Annotated in this window: 22 protein-coding genes; 13 read left to right on the top strand and 9 right to left on the bottom strand. The window is 59.1% G+C overall.

The window, feature by feature from the left end; all coding sequences use genetic code 11:
• Positions 1–10: 10 nt before the first annotated feature.
• Positions 11–889 carry a LysR substrate-binding domain-containing protein gene (locus tag ACUN0E_RS30935; protein WP_408230599.1) on the bottom strand — a complete coding sequence of 293 codons (879 nt, stop codon included), beginning with the start codon at positions 887–889 and terminating at the stop codon, positions 11–13.
• 112 nt (positions 890–1,001) lie between these two features.
• On the opposite strand from ACUN0E_RS30935, the gene argH reads away from it, so the two are divergent.
• From argH to ACUN0E_RS30915, 4 genes are read left to right on the top strand one after another with little or no spacing between them, the layout of a single operon-like run.
• Complete coding sequence (gene argH / locus ACUN0E_RS30930) at positions 1,002–2,435, top strand: argininosuccinate lyase (RefSeq protein WP_408509312.1); 1,434 nt, start codon at positions 1,002–1,004, stop codon at positions 2,433–2,435.
• Between the two features lie 47 nt (positions 2,436–2,482).
• The gene (locus ACUN0E_RS30925; RefSeq protein WP_408230605.1) at positions 2,483–3,337 is read left to right on the top strand and encodes an amino acid ABC transporter permease; all 855 of its coding nucleotides are present in this window, start codon (positions 2,483–2,485) and stop codon (positions 3,335–3,337) included.
• A gap of 32 nt (positions 3,338–3,369) precedes the next feature.
• Positions 3,370–4,134 carry an amino acid ABC transporter ATP-binding protein gene (locus tag ACUN0E_RS30920; RefSeq protein WP_097392724.1) on the top strand — a complete coding sequence of 255 codons (765 nt, stop codon included), beginning with the start codon at positions 3,370–3,372 and terminating at the stop codon, positions 4,132–4,134.
• 60 nt (positions 4,135–4,194) lie between these two features.
• The gene (locus ACUN0E_RS30915) at positions 4,195–5,037 is read left to right on the top strand and encodes an ABC transporter substrate-binding protein (protein ID WP_408230607.1); all 843 of its coding nucleotides are present in this window, start codon (positions 4,195–4,197) and stop codon (positions 5,035–5,037) included.
• 50 nt (positions 5,038–5,087) lie between these two features.
• On the opposite strand, the gene ACUN0E_RS30910 is transcribed toward ACUN0E_RS30915, so the two are convergent.
• Positions 5,088–5,654, bottom strand: coding sequence for an MFS transporter (locus ACUN0E_RS30910; protein ID WP_445568963.1), 567 nt, complete (start codon positions 5,652–5,654; stop codon positions 5,088–5,090).
• Positions 5,655–5,940: 286 nt separating this feature from the next.
• On the opposite strand from ACUN0E_RS30910, the gene ACUN0E_RS30905 reads away from it, so the two are divergent.
• From ACUN0E_RS30905 to ACUN0E_RS30895, 3 genes are all read left to right on the top strand, one after another.
• Positions 5,941–6,375 (top strand): hypothetical protein, encoded by a 435-nt coding sequence (locus ACUN0E_RS30905; RefSeq protein ID WP_445568962.1) that lies wholly within the window; start codon positions 5,941–5,943, stop codon positions 6,373–6,375.
• Positions 6,376–6,494: 119 nt separating this feature from the next.
• Positions 6,495–7,913: an ISNCY family transposase gene (locus ACUN0E_RS30900; protein WP_445565808.1), complete on the top strand. Its 1,419-nt coding sequence runs from the start codon at positions 6,495–6,497 to the stop codon at positions 7,911–7,913.
• Between the two features lie 514 nt (positions 7,914–8,427).
• Entirely contained in the window at positions 8,428–8,913 is a 486-nt protein-coding gene (locus ACUN0E_RS30895) for an NUDIX hydrolase (protein WP_445568961.1), read from the top strand.
• Positions 8,914–8,942: 29 nt separating this feature from the next.
• On the opposite strand, the gene ACUN0E_RS30890 is transcribed toward ACUN0E_RS30895, so the two are convergent.
• A complete protein-coding gene (locus ACUN0E_RS30890; protein WP_408509288.1) occupies positions 8,943–9,164 on the bottom strand; it encodes a hypothetical protein in 222 nt (73 codons plus the stop codon).
• Between the two features lie 193 nt (positions 9,165–9,357).
• On the opposite strand from ACUN0E_RS30890, the gene ACUN0E_RS30885 reads away from it, so the two are divergent.
• Positions 9,358–9,798 (top strand): hypothetical protein, encoded by a 441-nt coding sequence (locus ACUN0E_RS30885; protein WP_408223245.1) that lies wholly within the window; start codon positions 9,358–9,360, stop codon positions 9,796–9,798.
• 220 nt (positions 9,799–10,018) lie between these two features.
• Here the strand turns inward: ACUN0E_RS30885 and katE are convergent, their stop codons facing one another.
• Entirely contained in the window at positions 10,019–12,124 is a 2,106-nt protein-coding gene (katE, locus tag ACUN0E_RS30880) for a catalase HPII (RefSeq protein ID WP_445568960.1), read from the bottom strand.
• Between the two features lie 212 nt (positions 12,125–12,336).
• Entirely contained in the window at positions 12,337–14,280 is a 1,944-nt protein-coding gene (locus tag ACUN0E_RS30875; RefSeq protein ID WP_445568959.1) for a phosphocholine-specific phospholipase C, read from the bottom strand.
• Between ACUN0E_RS30875 and ACUN0E_RS30870 the strand changes: the two genes are divergently transcribed.
• Entirely contained in the window at positions 14,279–14,614 is a 336-nt protein-coding gene (locus ACUN0E_RS30870; protein WP_408223239.1) for a hypothetical protein, read from the top strand. The genes ACUN0E_RS30875 and ACUN0E_RS30870 overlap by 2 nt on opposite strands.
• A 19-nt stretch (positions 14,615–14,633) precedes the next feature.
• On the opposite strand, the gene ACUN0E_RS30865 is transcribed toward ACUN0E_RS30870, so the two are convergent.
• Complete coding sequence (locus tag ACUN0E_RS30865; RefSeq protein ID WP_445568958.1) at positions 14,634–16,622, bottom strand: alkaline phosphatase family protein; 1,989 nt, start codon at positions 16,620–16,622, stop codon at positions 14,634–14,636.
• 780 nt (positions 16,623–17,402) lie between these two features.
• Between ACUN0E_RS30865 and ACUN0E_RS30860 the strand changes: the two genes are divergently transcribed.
• On the top strand, positions 17,403–17,840 hold the full coding sequence (locus ACUN0E_RS30860; RefSeq protein ID WP_408340604.1) for a carboxymuconolactone decarboxylase family protein: 438 nt from the start codon (positions 17,403–17,405) through the stop codon (positions 17,838–17,840).
• Positions 17,841–17,968: 128 nt separating this feature from the next.
• On the top strand, positions 17,969–18,394 hold the full coding sequence (locus tag ACUN0E_RS30855; protein ID WP_445570553.1) for a cupin domain-containing protein: 426 nt from the start codon (positions 17,969–17,971) through the stop codon (positions 18,392–18,394).
• A gap of 183 nt (positions 18,395–18,577) precedes the next feature.
• Here the strand turns inward: ACUN0E_RS30855 and ACUN0E_RS30850 are convergent, their stop codons facing one another.
• On the bottom strand, positions 18,578–19,081 hold the full coding sequence (locus ACUN0E_RS30850; RefSeq protein WP_445568957.1) for a DUF3592 domain-containing protein: 504 nt from the start codon (positions 19,079–19,081) through the stop codon (positions 18,578–18,580).
• Between the two features lie 68 nt (positions 19,082–19,149).
• Positions 19,150–20,229 (bottom strand): hypothetical protein, encoded by a 1,080-nt coding sequence (locus tag ACUN0E_RS30845; protein ID WP_445570552.1) that lies wholly within the window; start codon positions 20,227–20,229, stop codon positions 19,150–19,152.
• On the opposite strand from ACUN0E_RS30845, the gene ACUN0E_RS30840 reads away from it, so the two are divergent.
• Together ACUN0E_RS30840 and ACUN0E_RS30835 are read left to right on the top strand one after the other, a co-directional pair.
• Entirely contained in the window at positions 20,138–20,464 is a 327-nt protein-coding gene (locus tag ACUN0E_RS30840) for a hypothetical protein (RefSeq protein WP_445570617.1), read from the top strand. The two genes, ACUN0E_RS30845 and ACUN0E_RS30840, sit on opposite strands and share 92 nt — an antisense overlap.
• Positions 20,465–20,514: 50 nt before the next feature.
• Positions 20,515–20,901, top strand: a complete 387-nt coding sequence (locus tag ACUN0E_RS30835; RefSeq protein ID WP_445568956.1) for a hypothetical protein — start codon at positions 20,515–20,517, stop codon at positions 20,899–20,901.
• A 142-nt stretch (positions 20,902–21,043) separates the two neighbouring features.
• Here ACUN0E_RS30835 and ACUN0E_RS30830 read toward each other — a convergent pair whose 3' ends face one another.
• A complete protein-coding gene (locus tag ACUN0E_RS30830; protein WP_445570551.1) occupies positions 21,044–21,415 on the bottom strand; it encodes a hypothetical protein in 372 nt (123 codons plus the stop codon).
• Between the last annotated feature and the right edge of the window lie 144 nt (positions 21,416–21,559).

Here is a 21,559-nt window from a genome sequence, read left to right as displayed (position 1 = left end):
AGCACCTGAGTCATTCCACGTTCTCGCTCAGCCACGTGGCGAATGCCGACACGAGCGGCGTATCGGACAACTCTTGCCGGGACACCAGGTAATACGCGTGTCTCGACGGCACGGTGATGCTGAATGGCCGGATCAGCGTGCCATCCATCAGGTCGTCCCGCACCGAGAAACTGTCGCCTAGCGCCACACCCTGGCCGTGAATCGCCGCTTCGATACCGATATGCGCATTGCCGATTTCAAGAATCCTGATGCCCTCGAGTTTGTCGGCCGATGCATGCGCGAGCCATCGCATCCACGATCCCGAGTGCTCGCAAAACAGCGCTTTGCCCGCGAGATCCCCGATCTTGCGGATCGCGTTGGGACTGTTCATCAAGGCGGGACTGACAACCGGAAACAGCGCGGGATGCGTAATCAGCGTGACGTGACGATCGCGCCAGCGGCCTTCTCCGTAGCGTACGCAGACGTCGACATCGGGCGAATACACCTCGCGGTCGTCGTTGGAGGGGATCACTTTCAGATTGATCGCCGGGTACCGGTCGAGAAACTCGCCGATGTGCCGGGCCATCCAGCGCGACGTGAACAGCAGTGGCGTGGACACGACGAGATCGCCGGCCATCGCCGGTGAGTCCAGTTTGACCACGGCGTTGGCGATCATGTCGAACGCGTTTTTGACGGGCTGCAGCAAGGCCTCGCCTTCGCGCGTCAGCTTCACCCGCGCCTTTGATCTGACGAACAGCGTAATGCCGAGTGCTTCTTCGAGAATGCGGATCTGATGGCTGACCGCGCTGGCGGTCACGTGCAGTTCCTGCGCGGCGCCGGCCACGCTCGAGCGCCGCGCGGCGGCCTCGAACGCACGGAGAGGATTGAGCGGTGGCAGACGGTTTCGCATGAGGCAGGAAGAGATGCTGAGAAAAATTTCATTTGAACGGAATTTAATTCTCGCTACAAGAAGAAAAACTGGATACGTACAGTGGAGTCAACTTAACTGAGGGCTAGCAGCGATGAATATTTCTGAACCGATCGAGCGTTTGTGGGGCGGGCGTTTCAAGTCGGGGCCGTCGGCGGCGCTCAAGGCGCTGTCGCGTTCGGACCCGAGCTTCTTCCGGCTCGCGCCTTACGATCTGGCCGGTTCCCGCGCGCATGCACAGGAACTGCGCCGCGCGCAGATCCTGACCGAGGAAGAACTGCAGCAACTGCTGGGCGAAATGGACAGACTGCAAGCGCAATACCTTGCAGGTGAGATCGGCCCGTCGCAGGATGACGAGGACGTGCACACGTTCCTCGAACGCGAATTGACGCAACGTTTGGGCGCCACCGGCGGCAAGCTGCGCGCGGGCCGCTCGCGCAACGACCAGGCGGCCAACGACCTGCGCCTGTTCCTGCGCGACAAGGCACGTACGCTGGCGCACGCGGTGATCGATTTGCAGAACGCACTGATCGAACAGGCCGATGCGCACACGCGCAGTGTGACGGCGGGCTTTACCCATCTGCAGCCGGCGCAGCCGGTCGTGTTCGCGCATCATTTGCTGGCGCACGCGCAGTCGATTTACCGCGACGTCGATCGTCTGGTGGACTGGGACCGGCGCAGCGCGCGCTCGCCGCTGGGCGCGGCAGCGCTGGCGGGCTCGGCGATCTGCGTGCGCCCGGAACTGTCGGCGGTGGAGTTGGGCTATGACGCACCGTGCGAGAACTCGATCGACGCAGTCGCCTCGCGCGATCACGTGGCGGAGTTCGTGTTCATTGCGAGCATGCTGTCGGTGAATCTGTCGCGACTGTCGGAAGAAGTGATCCTGTGGACGACGCGTCAGTTCGGCTGGGTCGTGCTGGACGATGGCTACGCGACGGGCAGCTCGATCATGCCGCAGAAGAAGAACTCGGATATCGCGGAGCTCACGCGCGGCAAGGCAGGGCGGCTGATCGGCAATCTTGGCGGCCTGCTGGCGACGCTGAAGTCGCTGCCGCTCGCGTACAACCGCGATCTGGCGGAAGACAAGATCGCCGCGTTCGACAGCATCGACACGCTGGAGCTGGTGTTGCCGGCGATGGCAGGCATGATCCGCACGATGCAGGTGAACGTGGGCGAGATGCGCCGCCAGGCGCCGCTGGGCTTCACGCTTGCCACGGAGGTGGCCGACTGGCTCGCGCTGCGCGGTATTCCCTTCAGCGAGGCGCACGAGATCACGGGCGCGCTGGTGAGAGCGTGTGAGGAGCAGGGCATCGAGCTGGGTGACGTGTCGGTGGCGACATTGGCGCAAGTGGATGCGCGGCTGGAGGCATCGGTGCTGGAGCACGTGACGCTCGAAGCGGCGGTGGCCGCGCGCAGCGGCTACGGCGGCACGGCGCCCGCTCGTGTGGAAGAGCAGATCACCCGGCTACGTGCCGCGATCGACCGGCAGAGCGCGTGGGCGGCCGACTACAGGGGGCCATCATGGTAAGCGTTTCCAACGATCGGGCGTCACTGTCCGCGGAGGCTCAGAAACCGATGACAGAGATGAGCGAGGACGTCACCGACATTTCGCATCTGGTGCATGTGCGGCGGCGCTACTGGGGCCGTTATGTGGCCTCGGCGGCGATCATCGCGTTGATTGGGTACGTGATGCTGGCGTTCGCACACGGCCAGATCGAATGGCGTTACGTCGCGCGGTTCCTGACGGCGCGTTCGATCCTGACAGGCCTCGTCAACACGATCGTGATGACGGTGCTGGCGATGGCGCTGGGCGTGGTGCTTGGCGTGATCACCGCGATCATGCGGCTGTCGCCCAATCCAGTACTGCAGGCAGTCGCGCAAGGCTATGTGTGGCTGTTTCGCGGCACACCGGTGATCCTGCAACTGCTGCTGTGGTTCAACCTCGCTCTGGTGTTTCCGTCGATGGGCATTCCGGGCCTGTTCGAATTTCGCACGGTGGACGTCATGACGCCGTTCCTCGCGGCATTGCTGGGTCTGGGGATCAACCAGGGGGCGTACACGTCGGAAGTGGTGCGCGCGGGGCTGCTGTCGGTGGACACGGGGCAGTATGAAGCGGCCAAGTCGATCGGCATGCCGCGGTTGCAGGCGTTGCGCCGGGTGATTCTGCCACAGGCGATGCGGGTGATCGTGCCGCCGATCGGCAACGAGCTGGTGGGCATGGTGAAGCTGACCTCGCTCGCGAGCGTGATCCAGTACGCGGAGATGCTGCACAACGCCGAGAACATCTACTACGCGAATGCACGGGTGATCGAGCTGCTGATGGTGGCCGGAGTCTGGTACCTGGTGGTGGTGACGGTGCTGTCGTTCGCGCAGTCGCGGGTGGAACGGCACTACGCGCGCGGTGCGGGACGTGCATCGGGCAGGCAATGAAGGCGCCGGTAACGACAGGGCAAGGAGCCGAAATGAATTCAATCGTTCGCGCGGTCGACGTGCGCAAGTCCTATGGCGAGTTCAAGGCCTTGCAGGGCATCACGCTGGATGTAGCCAAAGGCGAGGTGCTGTGCGTGATCGGCCCGTCGGGCTCGGGCAAGAGCACGTTCCTGCGGTGCATCAACCAGCTGGAAAAGATCAACGACGGGGCGCTGTGGGTGAACGGCGAACTGGCGGGCTACCGGCGGGTGGGCAACCGGCTGCACGAGCTCTCGGAGCGGCAGGTGGCACGCCAGCGCCTCGCGACCGGCATGGTGTTCCAGAAATTCCACCTGTTCCCGCACAAGACGGTGCTGGAGAACGTGATCGAAGGTCCGGTGCAGGTTCTAAAACGGCGGCGCGCGGAGGCGGAAGAAGAGGCGCGTTCGTTGCTCAAGCGGGTAGGGCTCGCTCACAAGTGCGATGCATTTCCGGTGGAACTGTCCGGCGGACAGCAGCAACGGGTGGCGATCGCACGTGCACTGGCGATGCATCCGCAACTGATGCTGTTCGACGAGCCGACCTCGGCGCTGGATCCCGAACTCGTGGGCGAGGTGCTGGCGGTGATGCGGGATCTGGCGCGAAGCGGCATGACGATGATCGTGGTGACGCATGAACTGGGTTTTGCACGCGAGGTGGCCAACCGGGTGGTCTTCATGGATCAGGGGCAGGTTGTGGAAACCGGCACGCCTGATCAGGTGCTCGGGCAGCCCAAACATAAACGCACGCAGGATTTCATCTCGGCTGTGCTTTCGTGATCACAACCGCGGGTTCTGGCTGGGACCCGCTTTCCAGATTCTTCTAACAAGCGAGTTTCTATGAACGCGTCCCTTCGTTTGCGTGAATGGTTCACCCTGGTAGTTGGTGTCGTTGCGCTGCATGCGCCGCTGCTTCATGCGCAAACTACTGCTCCGTCAATTGGCAAGAGCACGCTCGTCGCGGCGATCGTGCCGAACTATCCGCCGTTCGAGTACAAGGACCCGGCCACCGACAAGCTGATGGGTTTCGACGTCGATCTTGGCGAAGCCCTCGCCGCGAAGCTCGGCGTCAAGCTCGAATGGCAGGAAACCAGCTTCGACCAGATGATGAGCGCGCTGACGACGAAGCGCGTCGACGTGATCCTGTCGGGCATGACCGATCTACCCGAGCGCCGCGGGGCGGTGAACTTCCTTGACTACATCACGACCGGTCCGCAGTTCTACACGGTGAAGGCGCGGGCGGGAGAGTTCGCGACGATGGATGCGGTGTGCGGAAAGACTGTCGGAACGAGCCGCCGCACGTCGTTTGTGAACGATATCGCGAAGTGGAGCGATGAGCATTGCGTGAAGGCAGGTAAACCCCCCGTCAAGGTAATCGGTACGGATGGCTCGTCGGACGCGCGCATGCAGTTGCGCCAGAACCGGATCGATGCGGCGGTGCAGGGCGGCGAAACCTTGCCGTACCAGAACTCGGTTGAACAGAACGCGTACGCGGCGATCGGCCAGCCATTCCTGTCGCAGTACACCGCGCTCGGTATGTCGAAAGACAACGCGGCGCTCAATACGGCGTTGACCACCGCGTTCAACCAGTTGATCGCCGACGGCACCTACCAGAAGATCCTGGCGAAATGGGGCTTGCAGCAACACGCGGTGCCGAAGGCGCTCGTCAACGCCGGGACGTGACACGAACGTGAGCCTCGCCCTGGGTTTCAGGGCCGAACTCCCCGACACAATCAGGCCAGATCGCGTCCGCCGGTTTCTTCGAGCATCATCACGGCACCGAGCGAAATGACAACGCACGCGATCATGTACCATGCCGGCGCCATCGTATTGCCCGTCACCTTGATGAGCCACGCGACGACGAGCTGCGCCGTGCCGCCGAACACCGACACCGCCACGGCATACGCGCTTGCCAGATAGCCTGCGCGCACATGCTTCGGAAAGTTCTCCGGCATGAGCGCATACGCAGGCGCCGAACCCATCGTGTAGAAGAACATCAAAAGGACGATCAGGCCGATGACGACGGGCAGCGTTGGAAACTGGTTCATCAGCCAGAACGCGGGATACAGCAGCGCGATCAGCCCCACGCGTCCGACGACGGTCAGCGGCTTTCTGCGGCCCATGCGGTCCGACAGCGCGCCCCAGATCGGGCACATGGTCAGCGAGACACATGCGGCGCCGATCGAGACCAGCATCGACAGCTTGGGCGGCATCTTCAGATACTGAATCGAGTAGGTCGGGATGTAGTACATCAACACGTAGGTCGCAACCGTCATACCCATGATCGCGAAGACGGTCAAGAACCATTTGTAAGCTCCACTCTCACCGGCCGGATCTAGCGCCGGAACCAATACTCCATTGACCTCCGCTCCTTGATGTGGACAGGCCACCGTATGGCGCATTCGCGCACAACACGCAGGAGCGGGTTGTTCATCCTTATGAACGGAAATCCGCCAGCCGAGATGTGGAGGCAGTTGGAAGCGTAAGTCGGTCGGGCACGGGCTAAGTTGTCGAATGAGACCGTGCTCCCTTTGACTTAATCCATGACATATATTTTGGAATACTACATAATATTATAGAAATCGAGTGAAAACTGACGGATTCGCGTTCGTCGAGTTCGTCTCATCCCGGCCTATGGAGCTCGTCGATCTCTTCCAGAACCTTGGCTTCCGCCTTCGCGGCAAGTCGAGGAGCGACATGCTCCTGATGACGCAAGGCGCAGCCGCGTTCGTTGTTAACGGAAATCCGAATGCATTCGAATCCCAGCATGGTGCGTCGGTGCGTGCGATCGGGATTCGCGTCAACGACGCGAAGGCGGCCCACGAGCAGGCGTTGGCCGGCGGTGCGGTCAGCGCCTTTGCCGAACAGGAATGCGAGTTTGTCCTCGGCACGCCGACGATTCTCGGTATCGGAGATAGCCTCGTGTACTTCATCGGCAGCGACTTCCGTGAAATATTTTCGCGCACTAACAATTTTATGCAAACCGACGCGACTGGGACACCCATCACAGCCACACATTAAATTTGACATAATATAAATTATCAACAATCTGGCTGTTACGGCAAAGCTGTAATGTCGTACCTGGGCAAAGTTGAAACGTCGCATGTCATGCTGGCTGACCATTTGAATGGGAGGCTCGCATGACGACATCCGGGACAATCACCATGACGATGTGCGAGGTTGACCGGCTCAGGACGATCCAGTCGCTGGTCGATGGCCTGCTGATGACGTGGCAGGCTGCAGAACGGCTTCATCTGAGCCGGCGCCAGGTTGAGCGGCTGACGCTGCGCTATCGCAGCCAGGGCGCGTCGGGGCTGCTGTCGCGGCATCGTGGGCACCCGAGCAACTACCAGTTGCTGGACGGTGTCGCTGAACGGGCGTTGAATCTGATCCGGGACAGTTATGCGGATTTTGGGCCAACGCTGGCGTGCGAGAAGCTGCGCGAATGTCATGGGCTGGTGCTGTCGAAGGAAACGGTGCGTCACCTGATGACGGGGGCCGGGCTGTGGATTCCACGCCGGCAGCGGCCGCCGAAGATCTACCAGCCACGGGCGCGGCGATCGTGCCTGGGCGAGCTGATCCAGATCGATGGCAGCGATCATCGCTGGTTCGAGGAGCGGGCGCCGGCGTGCACGCTGCTGGTCTATGTGGACGACGCAACCAGCCGGATCATGGCGCTGCACTTCACGGCGACCGAATCGACCTTCAGCTACTTCGAGGCGACACGGGCGTATCTGGAACTGCACGGCAAGCCGGTCGCGTTCTACAGCGACAAGGCGAGCGTATTCCGCTCGACGCAGACGGCGACCACGGGGGGCAAAGGCGTGACGCACTTTGGCCGGGCGATGTTCGAGCTGAACATTGACGGGTTGTGCGCAAATTCAAGCCAGGCGAAGGGCCGTGTTGAACGCGCGAACCTGACACTGCAGGACCGCCTCGTGAAGGAACTACGGTTACGCCAGATCGACACGCGGGAAGCGGCCAACGCTTACGCACCCCACTTCATCGCCGACTACAACACGCGCTTTGGCAAGGTACCGCGCAGCGCTTTCAACGCTCACCGGCCGCTGCGTGCAGATGAGAATCTCGACACCATCCTGACGTGGCGTGAACCGCGGCGCGTCACGCGCTCGCTGACGCTGCAGTACGACCGGGTGATCTACCTGCTTGAAGACACGGACGCCAACCGCAGGCTGGTCGGACGCTACATCGATGTGTACGAGTATCCGGACGGCCGCATCGAGATCCGTGCCGACGGCCTCGCCCTTCCCTGCACGCCTTATGACCGGCTCTCGGAGATCGATCAGGGCGCGGTCGTCGACCACAAGCGGCTGGGTCACGTGCTGCAGGTCGCGCAGCTCGTTCAGGCCGATCGCGATAACCGGCGCGCGTCAGGCTCGCCGTCACGGACCAATCAGGGGCAGGCGCCTAAGCTGAAGGAACGCAAGGCTGGGACAAAAAAGCAGCGGGAGATCACGGTTGATGATCTGAACACCGCGATTGGCAGAACGACGGTCAGCCTCCAGGATTCTGTACTCAAAACCTCGTCAAAGAGATAACAAAGGCACAACTACGACACTTCTACTTTGCTGCCACTACGACACTTCAGAATGGCCTCGACACTACGACACTTCAGAATGGCCTCGACACGACACTTCAGAATGGCCTCGACACTGGCTGTCAGGGCTTTTTAGAAATGTCCGGTTCTGGCTCATTAGAAATGTCTGGTTTCCTGCTCCGGTCCGGCGGCTGTAGCGCATGCTGCGGCATCCCAGCGAGCCCGGAGCCAGACCATGAACGGACGTGGATTCATCACGATCAGCATGCATGAGTTGGATCGGCTGCAGGTCAGCTACTTCGAGGCGACGCGCGGGGATCTGGATACGCTATGGCAAGTCAGTCGCGTTCTACAGCGGCAAGGCGAGCGCATTCCGGCCGACGCACACGCAGACCGACGACCGGAGTGTCACCCACGTTGGGATGTCCCTGGTGGGCTATTCTTCACGTTGAAAACCCTAAGCTGATTCATAATCGACTCTATACACGGAAGCAGCACCTCATAGACTGAAGAGCATGAAAGATCGATCCACAATCGTATGCGTACGCGACGGCAAGGTGCTGCTGGTCGCTCGCGCGCGCTCACGGTGGTCGCTGCCTGGCGGTACGATAAAGCAGTCCGAAACGCCCCTGGATGCAGCGCGACGCGAACTGGAAGAAGAAGCGAACCTTTTTGAAACCAGGTTGACGTACCTGTTCCAGTTCGGCGGACTGAACAAGCGGCATCATGTTTTCTCCGCCGATCTCACGCGGGACGCGTCGCCCGAGCCCGGCAATGAAATCTCGCAATGTCACTGGTTCAGCCCGATCAAGATAGCAACCTTGTCAACCAGCATACCCACTCGCGCGATCGTTGATCTCTTTCTCAAATTCGAAAATCGCCGTGAAAATCCGTCCACAGTCGTCACCAAACGGGATTCACAAATTCACGCAGACGGAGAGCGAGTAACCCAAACCACGAACCAGGATGAAGAAAGCATCGCCCTCCTCGCCCGACGCTAAGGAATTCCGGACGATGCACCGGCTAAAGGCTACTTCCCCACACGCACCAGCAATGCGCGGCCACCGCGTTTAGCAATCCAAAGAACCAACCCGGCGGCAACGATCGACGTCAGTTGCCAGTCGAGCGGCACAGCGGCCGTCATCACGCCCGGCACGCTGCCACCACGAGCAGGAACGACACACGCATGACCGGTTTGCCCGGCTGGAACCTGCAACGCGCAGCGCGCTGGGGCGTCGTACTTTCCTTCCAAAATCTGGCAATTGCTTGACTACAATGTATTAATACAAATGAAGCTGCAAAGGCATTCTGTTCAGACATGGCGGTCAGTGATGTGACGTTTCAATTCCTTCATTGGAGGCATGGCCATGACCTGCCTGAGCGAAAGGATTGTCGGCGCAATATTTTGTTTGCTGAGCGGATACGCGTTCGCGGGCGGCGTTACCATGGACCTGCCCGAAGAGATGACCATTGCGAATATCGCACCTCCGCCCGAGAAGGCTGCTTCGTCCATTCCGGAGCCTCAACGCTATCTGCAGCGCTATGAAATGGAATATCAGTCGGATCAGGGACAACCGTTTTACGCTCAAATCGAGAACTTCTATAGCTCACCGGTGACCCACGACTTCCAACTCGGCGCCGGCAAGGCCGCATCAGCGCCTGAGGCGCCGCCGCAGCAGGCGTCAAATTATCTCCATCTGGGTCCGTCGACGGCGCCGCAACTCTCAATCGTCCAGTTGTCGGACACGACTCTAACGCTCGGTGCGCAACCGCAGCGAAGGCTGTCGCTGACCGTCAACGATTGGGTCTTTTCCGGCACTGCGCGTGTGGCGGTTTTCCATTCACACGATACGGGCGCGACACTTTCGGTTCGCCACGGCTTTTAACCCAAGGTCTGCGGGTTAACTCGGATCCACGCTTGCTGGACAAAGTCTGCATTGCGCCGCACATCTTTTTCAAACCGGCGTTGGCTTGGCCGCCGCCACGACTCATGGGATGAGTGACCCCGGCGCGCAATCCCTGCTTCCCAAATCACTTCACGCCTCGACGAACCGGTTTGATCCGTCGAGGCGTGATGGTGGGCTATGCGTGTCGGTCGTCGTTACGTTATGCCGGTACCGTTTGCGCCAGCGCCGCGCGCGACCATACACGATGCTGTTCCGCCGCCGCGATGAACGCTTTTAGCACCTCGGCGCTGTGGCTGTCGTCGCCGGTTGCGACACCATCGGCATGGTCTGGCAGTTGGGCTGCCGCCAGCACATCGCGCCCTGCCCCTAGCGCGGCAATCGCTTTCAGATGCTTGAACGCTTCGAGCACGAAATGTCGGGCGTCACCAGATTGCGCCAGCGTTTTCGCGCCGGCCTCGCCTCCGCAGACGATCACTGCGTCGAACATGATCGACGGCATGCCGGCAATCGTCGCGTCCGGCTGCAAACCATCGATCGCCGCGAGGGTCGGCGCAATCAGCAAAGGCGTCGCGTCCTCGCCTCGCAGCGCTAATTGAAGCTTCCTGATCGACGCGGCGTCGGAACCTGGCGCGGCCAGCAACGCGATCTTGCACGTCTTGATGCCCGGCTTCACTCGATTGAGCAAACTCAGTGCCGGCGAAGTCTGCGGCTTCGACGCGGGTGGTGCGTTGCCCTTCTTTGGTGCGGGCAAGCCCAAGCCAGCCGCGACCTTCGCAGCCAGACCGGCGTCGAAATTGGCAAGGATCTCGTTCACCACGCGCTCGCGAATCTCCGGCTTCGTTACCTTGCCGAGCTCGAACTGATACGCGGCGCTGATATGTTCCTGCTCGACCTCGGACATGCTGCGATAGAAAAGCGCGGCTTGCGAGAAATGATCGGCAAAAGACTCGCTGCGCACACGGATCTTCACACCGTCGACACGTTCCTGATAGCTCTCGAAGCCGCCGTCTGACGGCGCCGGATCGGTTTCCTTCGGCCAGCCTCCGTTCAGCGAGTTGGGTTCATAGGAAGCTTGCCCGACGTTGATCGCCTGGCGATGCATCGCGTCGCGCTGGTTGTTATGAAACGGGCACACCGGCCGGTTGATCGGAATCTCGTGGAAGTTCGGGCCGCCCAGCCGGCTGATCTGCGTATCCGTGTACGAAAAGAGCCGACCTTGCAACAACGGGTCATTGCTGAAGTCGATGCCGGGCACGACGTGCCCAGGATGGAACGCGACCTGTTCGGTCTCAGCAAAGAAATTGTCAGGATTGCGATTGAGTGTCATTTTGCCGATGATCTTTACCGGCACGAGTTCTTCCGGAATCAGTTTGGTCGGATCGAGCAGATCGAAACCGAAGCTGTTTTCGTCCTGTTCCTCGATGATCTGCACGCCGAGTTCGTATTCGGGGAAGTCGCCCCTTTCGATTGCCTCCCACAGGTCGCGCCGATGGAAGTCGGGATCCTTGCCGGCGAGCTTCTGTGCTTCGTCCCACAACAACGAATAGGAGCCCAGCACCGGGCGCCAGTGAAACTTAATGAAGCGCGCCTTGCCTTGCGCATTTACGAAACGGAAGGTGTGAATGCCAAAGCCCTCCATCATACGGAAGCTGCGTGGGATCGCGCGGTCCGACATGGTCCACAGCACCATGTGCGCGGATTCGGGCACCAACGACACGAAATCCCAGAACGTATCGTGCGCGGAGCCGCCGGTGGGCATCTCGTTGGGCGCTTCCGGTTTGACGGCGTGTACGAAGTCCGGAAACTTGATCGCATCCTGAATGAAGAACACTGGCATGTTGTTGCCCACCAGATCGTAATTACCCTCCTGCGTGTAGAACTTCACCGCGAACCCGCGCACGTCGCGCACCGTATCCGCCGAGCCGCGTGGCCCCTGAACGGTGGAAAAACGCACGTAGACCGGTGTCTGCACGGCCGGGTCCTGCAGGAACGCGGCTTTCGTGTACTCGGTCATCGGTTCGTATAACTGGAATACGCCGTGTGCGGCGGAACCACGTGCATGCACGATGCGCTCGGGAATCCGCTCGTGATCGAAATGCGTGATCTTCTCGCGCATGATGAAGTCTTCGAGGAGCGAGGGACCACGCGGACCAGCGCGCAATGTGTTCTGGTTGTCGGCGATCTTCACGCCCTGATTGGTTCGCAGCGCTGCACCGTCGGGACGCACGCGAAACTGTTCGAGATCCTGCGATTTACTGTCGTCAGCCGGCTTGGCGGGCTGACGGCTACCGGTTTTTCCTGCCATGGAAACACTCCTTGCGTTAGCGGCGCCAGCCGATGATTCGCACTGGCTCGAACCTCAGAATTAGCAAGCGTTGTTCCTGATGAAGAGTGCGCGCGACGTCACGTCTGGCAGTGCGCGATAGAAGATATACGTGCCTCGCGGCAAGCTTTGTAAAAAAAGCCGCCGGAGCGGCTGTCTGGGAGCGAACGACCCAACTCAGGATCTACAGCAGTTCACGCTGCAGCGGGGTCGCTGGTCAGGTCTTTGCCGTTCTCCAACCGCCCGGCGAACCGCCGCAGGAACGCAGTCTGTTGCTGGACGGTTACGGTGAAGTCATACCAGTTGGCGCTCGATGTGACGGACCAATTAGTCTCCGCTACCGTGCCGGGGGCCACCTGAAAAGTCCATGGACCTCCACTTACGTACGCATTGGCAGCAACCACAAACGTGCAAGTCGCGCTCCCCGTGTTCATCATGGTCAGATATACCGCGCTGTTCGCTACGTCGTAGCAGACTCTAATCTCCGGATTTGCGGCATTGCTTCCCGAAGTGGAGGCAATGTCGCCTGAGAATTGACGGTAGAAGCCGTTCGGTCCCTTCAAGGCGAGTGAGTATCGCGTACCCGTCAACGTGGAGCCGTTCCAGCTATCCGTAATCTGAGCACCTGCGTCCACTGCGTAGCGACGCGGCGGATTAGACGGCGTGTCGAGATCGAAAGCCTGAAAGGCAGCGCCTGCGGTGCCGGAGTTTGCAACGATTAGCCAGAACGAAGTTGCCGAGGGTACGACTCGACCGCTGGCGTGAAGCTCATAGGGCAAAGCGCGTGAAAGGCGCGTGCCCGACTCCTGTGTCGGCATCGATTGGGTCGTGGGTACAGTAGGAGCCGGCAGGTTGCTGCATTCGCTGTTCCCCGTCGAGACATATGTACTGGTGCCTGGGAGGCTCGGCGCGGTTGCGTCGGGCGTTTTGAAGTTAAAGGCTGACGTCAGGTCGCCGCAAACAGACCGGCGCCATGGGCTGATATTCGGGCAATGAATCCCAAAGCGCTCTTCAATAAGGCGAATTGTCGAGGTGTGGTCAAACAGTTGGGAGCAAACATAGCCCCCCTTACTCCACGGAGAAATCGCCAGCATAGGCACCCTGAACCCGAGGCCGATCGGCTGCCCCGCTGTTATCTCGCCTTGCGTCGTCATGGTGGCCTGCCCTTGCGTGCCAGAAGCGGGGGGCATCGGCGGCGGATCGTGATCGAAAAAGCCTCCGTTCTCGTCATAGTTAAGCAGGAAGATTGTCGCCCCCCAAACCTTGGGATTGGCAACCAGGGTCGCCAGCAGACGAGCGGTGAGATCCTCGCCGTCACACGGATGATAATCGGCGTGCTCGGACTGGGCCGCCGGCGCCACGATCCATGAAACCTGAGGAAGCGTTCCTGCGGCGATGTCCGAGGCAAACGCTTGCACGATGTCCGGCACAGTTGCGAGGCCATTCTTGTAAAGCGGACTGGAAGTTGGAGCGTTCTTGAAATTTGCGAACCATGCGAGCGCATTGTCATCGAAATTATCGGTTTCCTGATAGACGCGCCAGCTTATATTCGCAGCCTGCAAGGTCTCGGCTACCGTCGGCCACGTCGATACAGGCTCCGAGTTGTCGAGTACTGCCGTTTGTCCGACCGACAAACCGTTGCTGCCGCTGAACACATGAAGTCTATTTGGGTTCGTTTGCGTAAGCGTCGAACAGTGATACTGATCGCAGATTGTGAAAGCATCCGCCAGCGCGTAATAGAACGGCAAATCATTGCGGGTAAAGTAGCTCATCCCCAGCCCGGGGGTTCTTGCCGTATTCCACGCGTTGTAAAGACCGTGGTTCCAGATTCCGATGTCGGTCGGATAGTCCATTGCGGCAGCGCCGATACATATAGCACTGGTAGTCGTGGTGTCGATATGAAACGGCAAAATGTAGCTGCCCGTGCTGCTGGTGGGCTGTTGCCAGACAGGCGCACCGTTGGGCAAGGTAATGGCGAATCTATCGTTGAAACCGCGCACGCCTTGTAGCGAGCCGTAGTAATGGTCGAAAGCCCGATTCTCCTGAGTGAAAATAACAATATGCTGGACGTCGTTGATCGTTCCAGTTGTGTTCGCTGCCGGCGCTGCAACCGCTTCGCGGATAAGGGAGGGGATCATGGCGCTCATTGCCGAAGCGCTAAGGGACCCCGCTGCCATCTTTAGAAAATTGCGTCGTGTATTTGAATGCATTTCTTCACCCCTGTTTATCTTGATCGCTAATGCATCTGAGGACCATGCTCATGGCGCGCAATGGAGCACGGGAGTCACGGCACTCGCACCAGAGGCCGCATTTGCCCCGGCCTGCACCGGCGTTCCCCCACCGCTCGAATTGGAGGAGGAAGACGAAGGTGAGTCCCCACCACACGCCGTCAAACACAAGAAGATCATTCCGACAACGCACCATGCCGGTACGGCAACGCGAATACGATCAAGAGACGATGAAGTTAAGTAGTTCATCACGCCACCTGCGGTTATGGGTTGAGTGTCGACAAAGACTTGTTCGATGCATAAAGCGAATTGACTTGCGCCGAGGTCAATACCTTGTTCCACATCGTCATGTCATTGAACGTCATCGTGCCCGGAACGCCTTGTCCGCTTGAATAGTATTTTCCGGTTGCGCTCTCGTTGAAGCCGATGGTGCCGTACACGCCAGGTATCTTCGACATGTTCATCGAACTCATACTGAGCGTCGTCGTTTCCAGGCCATAAACCGGGTCATCGATGTACCCAGTAGCCGTTTTGGTACTTGTCGTGTCCACGGTCATGGCGACATAGATCCACGCATTCTTCGTAAAGTTGAGCGAACCGTCGGACCGAACTGAGCCATCTGCAATATTGAACTTGAGCTGGCCGTTACTTTCCTCCGCAATGGTGAAACCTGGATTGAGCCCGGAGCTCCAGTCCTTGTTCGTGATGACGGGAGAGTCGTTTTGTCCGTCACCAGAGTAAAACCAGAAGCCGACCGTGAATTGAGGTTTATTGGTGACGTCATCCGCCAACTTCATTCCGTTCAACGCATTCGATGCCGTATTCAGCGATGCGATTTGCAGAGCCTCCGCATTGAAATTGTCGGCCACAAACGACGCGGTGGTCGTGGAGCTCGGGTTGAATTGAGCGATCGCGACCGAAGGGATGATGACGTCCGACAGTCCACTGTTAAACGAGAAATAGTGAATCAAGCCGCTTGCGAGCGTCGGATCCAGCACCACCGGTTGGACGTAGTTGATTTGCGCAAGGGTCGACACCGCGGCATTATTCCCAATCAGCGTGTAATTGAACGTGTAGAGCCCATTGCTACTCTCGCCCAGCTGCGTGTCGACGTAGGACTGCGCGCTCCCGGACAATGTCGCAATGAGATTGCCTGCCCGGTACAACTGGAATTGAGAGGGCGTTGTCGGAGGCGGCGTCCATGTCAGATTAAAGCTGGCGAGGTCACTTCGGGGTGTCGCCTGAAGCGATCGGGCTCCGATATTGCCAACCAGAGAGGTGCCGTCGATCGCGTAGGTATTCGCGTTCGGCACCGCGCCAAGCCACGTCAGAACAGTAGGCGTTATATCCGCCTGCGTTGCGCCCGTGGTGAGCTGAGCCAACGTGGGCGCAGGCTGTATTGTGCCGGGAGCAGTAGTCGCGTTAGCAACCGTAAGCGTCTGATTTGCAGCGATAAAGCTGGTCTGATTCGAGAGTAGTGGCAGGCCGCTTTCGCTCCCGGTTGCGTCCAGCCCCTGATCGGTTGTGACAAGCACAAGCCAGTTTTCATTTACGCCACTTTGACCTTCACGTGCTTTTATCGTACCGAACAACTGACCGATCTCGTTATCCGCGACAACGAGAGCGTTGGGGTAGTTGCCTCCCAGACCCGATGCGGACGCAACTGTTTGAGGTCCCGTCAAGTTGGCAAAGACCACGCTGTCAGTGCCTGCAGTAATAGCGTTAGTGGCTGCACTCATCACGCAACTGTCCACACCGTTGCAGTCGATTGACGTATTGACGTAACCACTCCCGATCGCGGGCGAAAGAAGCGCGTTTATGGTCCCCCAACTCGCGAAAGCGGCAGTACCGTTTGCTCCCGCCTGTTGAGCAAGTTTAAAAAGTGGATCGGCTTCAAGTGCCTGATCCGCATAGTCGCTGAGAACACCGTGACGATTTGCCCACGTGCCGGTCAAGACGGTGGCCCACCCTGGGCCGGAGAGGGTTGGCTGCTGTGTCGTCGTGCCGCCAAGCCCACCGGCCAAGGCTGAAACGACCGCCATGCTCTTCAAATTTGGCAACTGGTTGTTGGCGATACCAGCTTGCAGAGCCGTGTATTGAACACCTGAAAGACCGACCACGAGTACCTTTGGCGTCGCACCGGACCCGCTCGCTGTGTTGCCCGTTGGCGATTGGCTTACTTGTCCCGTCGACACGGCCTTTCCCAAATCATCGCCGCAGCCGGATAGACTACCAGCGATAATCAATATCAATAGGACTCCTGATTGACTAAATCGGCGGTGTAGACAATTTATTAACATGACATCTCCTCGATACGTTTATGCACAGTGCGGTCACCCAAGCCCGACATGCGCAGCAGAATCTAGCTTATGAAAATGCGTGTACAACTATTTGCTGGTTAAGCTAAAAGAAGCATCATCGAATACGCGCCATCATCCAGGACTATTCGCACGGGAGGCGACATTGAGCGTCCGGTCTCCGCCAAACAGAAGGAATTCCGACTAGAGAAGCAGCACGATCATCAAGAAAATTCGCCCTTCACCGCATATCGATCCGAGATGAAACGCATGCACAGATCAAGCGCTCTCGAAAACACTTTAATAAGTTTGAGTACTGGCTTCGGTATCGAAGACGGTTTCGCAACAAGCCCGCGTTACAGGACGCCGCCGCAGTTCCATCGTTATCGTGCATCGAAGCCTACTCCATCAGAATTCTGAGCGCAACATTTCGACACGATACGCCTCAAAATGCCTCATTCCGAATGATGGTGCCACGTGCTCCAATGGATTAACGACTTTCAGAGCCGGTCCACGGGGGCTCGCATGGAGACAACGAGTCACGCGGCTGACCGTCCTTTGAGTTGTGCGGCATAAGCATGCCGGGCATCGCCCCTTCGCCGCTCGAAGATCCGTGTCACTCGACAAAGCGGCTACCTAAAATTACACAAAACTGGCTATTTAATAAGGCCACTTGAACGCTTAACCTGTACTCGCCGAACCACTGAGTGGGTCCAAACCGTCAAGGAGTGAATCATGGAACAACGTCTCGACTTCTACAAAGCCAACCCCGCTGCCATCAAGGCGATGCTGGGTGTCGAAGAACGCATCGGCAAATCGGCCCTCGAAAAATCGCTGACTGAACTGGTCCGTCTGCGCGCTTCCCAGATTAACGGCTGCGCTTTCTGCGTCGACATGCACACCACCGACGCCCGCAAAGGCGGCGAATCAGAGCGACGTCTGGCCACCGTCGTGGCGTGGCGTGAAACGCCCTTCTTCACCGACCGTGAACGCGCCGCGCTCGAATGGACCGAAGCGCTCACGCTGGTGTCACAGGAACACGTACCCGATGCCGTGTGGAAAACCGTACGCCCGCACTTCAGCGACGAGGAACTGGTCGACCTGACGCTGCTGGTTTCCGCCATCAACGCGTGGAACCGCTTCGCAATCGGGTTTCGCAAGATGCCTGTTTGAGCTCATCGCAGCCATGCCCCTACGAACCATTTCTGCATAAACCCTGAAGGAAATAAGTCGTGAAAATCATGCACATCGACGCGAATCCCAAACGCGAGCGATTCAACGCCAGGCGTAATCGCACGAAAATGCGCACGCTTATCGCGATGGTGGCGCTTGCCGTTTTTTCTATCGCTGGAATTTCCCAACCCGTATTCGCCGCCGATACAGCCGCTCCACATGAGACGATTACGCCCGCGTTCACCGAGGCAATCGCCAACGTTCCAGGCAAAACGATGACGGCACTGGTCGTCGACTATGCGCCTGGCGGCAAGTCACCATCGCATCGGCATGGGCGAGCTTTTGTGGTCGGCTATGTGCTGTCGGGTGCGATCCGCAGCCGTGTCGACAACGGCGAGGAACGCGTCTTTCATGCGGGCGAATACTGGACCGAAATGCCTGGCGCGCATCATAGGGTCAGCGAAAACGCGAGCGATACGGAACCCGCGAAGCTACTGGCCATTTTTGTGGCGGACACGAATGATAAAAAGCTGGTCACGTTCGACAAGCAGTGAGCGCTTAACGTGAGATGCAGGTGGTCCATGCGCTCCCCGCATGGACTGGCCAAGCCCGTGCTGGCATAGAGAGTATTCCGCCATTTATGGGTCAGTCCGGCGGCTCTTGCGCACATTCTCCCGCATCGCCCTCGCCGCCTTGCGCTGTTTTTTTGCTTTGGCCGACTTCATCGCGGCTTCCCTTCACGGCCATAGCAACGCGCCAATCGCGATCAGAAACAGTGCCGCCAGGCCAATCCCCAATCCCATCCCCAGATCGGTCTTCCATTCTCCGGTCTCGACAGCTTCGCTTCGCCACGCGAACGATGGATGGTCGGCCGACACCCGTAGCCCTCCTGCAGCGGCCCGATCACAGAACCGTTTGGTCAGCGCTTCCTCGTCATGCTCGCTGACGACAGGATCCGGCCCGCGGCTATATCTCGGCGAATCCGGTGGCGTCCAGCTTTCCTGGTAGTGCCGATCGAAACCGCTTCCGTAACTGAACGTGGCCGACACTTCCCACCACGAATCGTGTTTGCCGTAGTGCCTATACATCGAACATTGATCGACGCGCGCCGCGACCACCGGCCAGTTGCGTGCCTGCCAGAGCGTGGCGGCATCGCCAAGCCCTTTTATGGCAGCAATGAGAGCCATCAGTCCGAACAGAATGAGGACGATCGAACGAATGCAGGAGAAAAAGGTTTTCATTGAATACCGCTCATCAATGAACCTGCTGCCAGCTCGTGCGACAACCCTCCCGCTCAGCAATGCGTCGGCTATAAGGCATCAGCGTCGCTCGCTGCCGGCAGCCCGGTAGTCTGCGCAGCGCCACATTGATGACAATGCGGGAAGAAGGAAAAATTCCGGCCACCGCAGCCACAGAGATTGAACAGTCTCAATCCGCAGTGCACACAGAATGTGGAATCGTCACCACCAAGACTCCATTGCTTATCGCACGACGGGCACCGCTTTTTCTCGAATGAACGAACCGCCTTGTCGTATCCGATCGCGCGTGCGCGTTCGCCCTGGTCCTGCTGCAACTCGAGGCGTTTTCGTTCGACGTAGCGCTGGAATGCTTTCAGCATATAGAGACCGGCGAACACCGTGAGCACAATGCCGACCAATACCCTGACGTATCCCCCGAAATTCGGCAGATACGGAACCAGTTCGATAAAAAAGGCGCTCAATGCGAACAGCGCAAAGCCGTATACGAATGGCCAGTAACGGGCTTTGCGGTAGCGGATGAACAACCAGACGGCAACAAGCAGAATCGGCAACGTCAGCGCGAGCCGAAGGCCGAACACCTGCAACTCATAATGCCGGGTCGCTTCATTGAACCGCCGCTCGGTTACGGCGTATTCGTCGGCGATTTGCGATTCCAGCTGGGATTGCTTCAATCCAAGCGCCCGTTGCTGGTCGCCAATTGCATCGATCTGATGCTGCCAGCTGATTGCGACCGACTGGAGTGCGTCCAGTTTGCGGGTCCGCGCGAGAATGTCCGGATCGCGCGAACTGTCTCCCGTCACCGAGCGCGTTGCCAGCCAGTTGCGAAAACTCTCCTTGGCGTCCCCATACTCTTTCGCGGCACGTCCACGTGCCACCTCCATGGTTTCAGCCTTCTCCCCGAGTGCGTCGCGCTGCGATTGCAGATCGCGGCGCGCGGCGTCCAGCCGCGCTTTCGCAGGCGTGTCGGCGAACTGCTCGATGGCCGGTGGGCCGCCGTGGGGCGCGAAAGCCATGTCCCGGATCACGAGACTGCCCAGCATGTTCAGAAAAACCGCGAAGAGGATGGCAATCACCCATGAGGCGAGCCGCAAAAGCCGCGCTGGGCTGGTCAGTCCGTCGCCGGAGGTCATCATTCTTTTTTGCCTTATTGGAACTGGATTATCTGTTTCGCATGGAGTCGCGAATAATCGCGACGACGCGGGATTTTATCCAGAAGCCACAGCGATCTGCAAAGCGTTCGGTTTTCTTTTTCTCGTCGAAATTTCAGTTTTGAAAATGATCTGGCGCCTGCATGCGGCCATGCATGCCATTGCCATCACGCAAGTTAAGATGTCGCGCAATGGTGTTTCATTAATCTGGCGATGACCGAAAACACAAACGATTCAATTGAACAGCCGCACACGAGTAAATGGCAAATGCTCGTCGAACTCACCATCATTGTTCTGATGACATGGGCGTGCGCGAAGTTACCGCTGCAATGGGGCTTCGTTGGCTTGCTCTCTATTGCGCTGTTCGAATGGCTGCAGAGTCGATTTGCCGTTCTTCGGACCGGCTGGTTCTCGCTCATCAGGTTGTGCTGGCCGGTTGGACTCGGCATCCGAACGGCCCTCGACGTGCCTCATCTCTTGCTTGGGGTGCCGGCTGGCATTGGTGTCTGGGCGATTTCGGTGCTTGCGCTGGAGGCATTCGAGCGGCGCATCGGACTACGCCCGCGCACGGTCGAATCAGAGCCCGTCAAGCATCGGCCCGATCCTCCGCCGATGGTGTGGCCACCGGACTCAAGGTGTTTTCGCAAACACTGACCATTGACTGGTGCGGTGGCGGCCGCACCTTCATCTGCACCGCGATGGCGGCCGGCGATTACGCGACGCGACGTCGTCAATGGAGCCCCGGGCAAGGATTCACCCTGATCGACGACACGGCTTCTTCAGTTTCCCCGTCGCCCTAGAATTTCGGATGACATTCGAAATTCACCGACGATGCATGCTCGGCCATCATCTGCACGCCGCTCACCGTTTCAGTCGTGACACTGCTCTGCATGCCGCGACGCTCGCAATAGTCGCGCGCCTCACTGATTGCGTGTTCGTGCGCGCGGGCCCAGGCCATCCTGCCGCCGGTTGCGCTCGCTGCTACGGTATAGGTGCCGGGTTTGTCTGTGGCGGCAACGTCGGTTGCGGATACGCATCCCACCAGGCTGGCGCACGCGACCACCGCCGCGATGAGCGAGCGCCCCCGGCCGAATAACCGGCTTCGACGCTGCTGTGCTACGGATGCTCGCCTCTGATCGAGCACGTGATCTGAAACAGTGTTGAACATGATTCGCCTACATTTTTTAACCGTTTTATCAATCTCGAAATTATCCGCAATCAGAGGCGCAAGATCAGCCTCGTCATCCGAAAACACTGTTGCATGCGCCTGAACAATCGCTGGCAGTTGGTGCCTGCACACCGCTTCGCCGCT

This window comes from Paraburkholderia sp. D1E (assembly GCF_052682275.1).
Note: the sequence above shows the minus strand (reverse complement) of the source record. Positions and strands in the feature narration are given on the sequence as shown.

Excerpts from the sequence above, each read along its gene's own strand:
- ACUN0E_RS30935 (WP_408230599.1), bottom strand. The coding sequence starts at position 889 with ATGCGAAACCGTCTGCCACCGCTCAATCCTCTCCGTGCGTTCGAGGCC.
- argH (WP_408509312.1), top strand. The coding sequence starts at position 1,002 with ATGAATATTTCTGAACCGATCGAGCGTTTGTGGGGCGGGCGTTTCAAG.
- ACUN0E_RS30925 (WP_408230605.1), top strand. The coding sequence starts at position 2,483 with ATGACAGAGATGAGCGAGGACGTCACCGACATTTCGCATCTGGTGCAT.
- ACUN0E_RS30920 (WP_097392724.1), top strand. The coding sequence starts at position 3,370 with ATGAATTCAATCGTTCGCGCGGTCGACGTGCGCAAGTCCTATGGCGAG.
- ACUN0E_RS30915 (WP_408230607.1), top strand. The coding sequence starts at position 4,195 with ATGAACGCGTCCCTTCGTTTGCGTGAATGGTTCACCCTGGTAGTTGGT.
- ACUN0E_RS30900 (WP_445565808.1), top strand. The coding sequence starts at position 6,495 with ATGACGACATCCGGGACAATCACCATGACGATGTGCGAGGTTGACCGG.
- ACUN0E_RS30895 (WP_445568961.1), top strand. The coding sequence starts at position 8,428 with ATGAAAGATCGATCCACAATCGTATGCGTACGCGACGGCAAGGTGCTG.
- ACUN0E_RS30885 (WP_408223245.1), top strand. The coding sequence starts at position 9,358 with ATGGACCTGCCCGAAGAGATGACCATTGCGAATATCGCACCTCCGCCC.
- katE (WP_445568960.1), bottom strand. The coding sequence starts at position 12,124 with ATGGCAGGAAAAACCGGTAGCCGTCAGCCCGCCAAGCCGGCTGACGAC.
- ACUN0E_RS30870 (WP_408223239.1), top strand. The coding sequence starts at position 14,279 with ATGGCGCTCATTGCCGAAGCGCTAAGGGACCCCGCTGCCATCTTTAGA.
- ACUN0E_RS30875 (WP_445568959.1), bottom strand. The coding sequence starts at position 14,280 with ATGATCCCCTCCCTTATCCGCGAAGCGGTTGCAGCGCCGGCAGCGAAC.
- ACUN0E_RS30860 (WP_408340604.1), top strand. The coding sequence starts at position 17,403 with ATGGAACAACGTCTCGACTTCTACAAAGCCAACCCCGCTGCCATCAAG.
- ACUN0E_RS30855 (WP_445570553.1), top strand. The coding sequence starts at position 17,969 with ATGCGCACGCTTATCGCGATGGTGGCGCTTGCCGTTTTTTCTATCGCT.
- ACUN0E_RS30850 (WP_445568957.1), bottom strand. The coding sequence starts at position 19,081 with ATGAAAACCTTTTTCTCCTGCATTCGTTCGATCGTCCTCATTCTGTTC.
- ACUN0E_RS30840 (WP_445570617.1), top strand. The coding sequence starts at position 20,138 with ATGTTCAGAAAAACCGCGAAGAGGATGGCAATCACCCATGAGGCGAGC.
- ACUN0E_RS30845 (WP_445570552.1), bottom strand. The coding sequence starts at position 20,229 with ATGACCTCCGGCGACGGACTGACCAGCCCAGCGCGGCTTTTGCGGCTC.
- ACUN0E_RS30835 (WP_445568956.1), top strand. The coding sequence starts at position 20,515 with ATGCTCGTCGAACTCACCATCATTGTTCTGATGACATGGGCGTGCGCG.
- ACUN0E_RS30830 (WP_445570551.1), bottom strand. The coding sequence starts at position 21,415 with ATGTTCAACACTGTTTCAGATCACGTGCTCGATCAGAGGCGAGCATCC.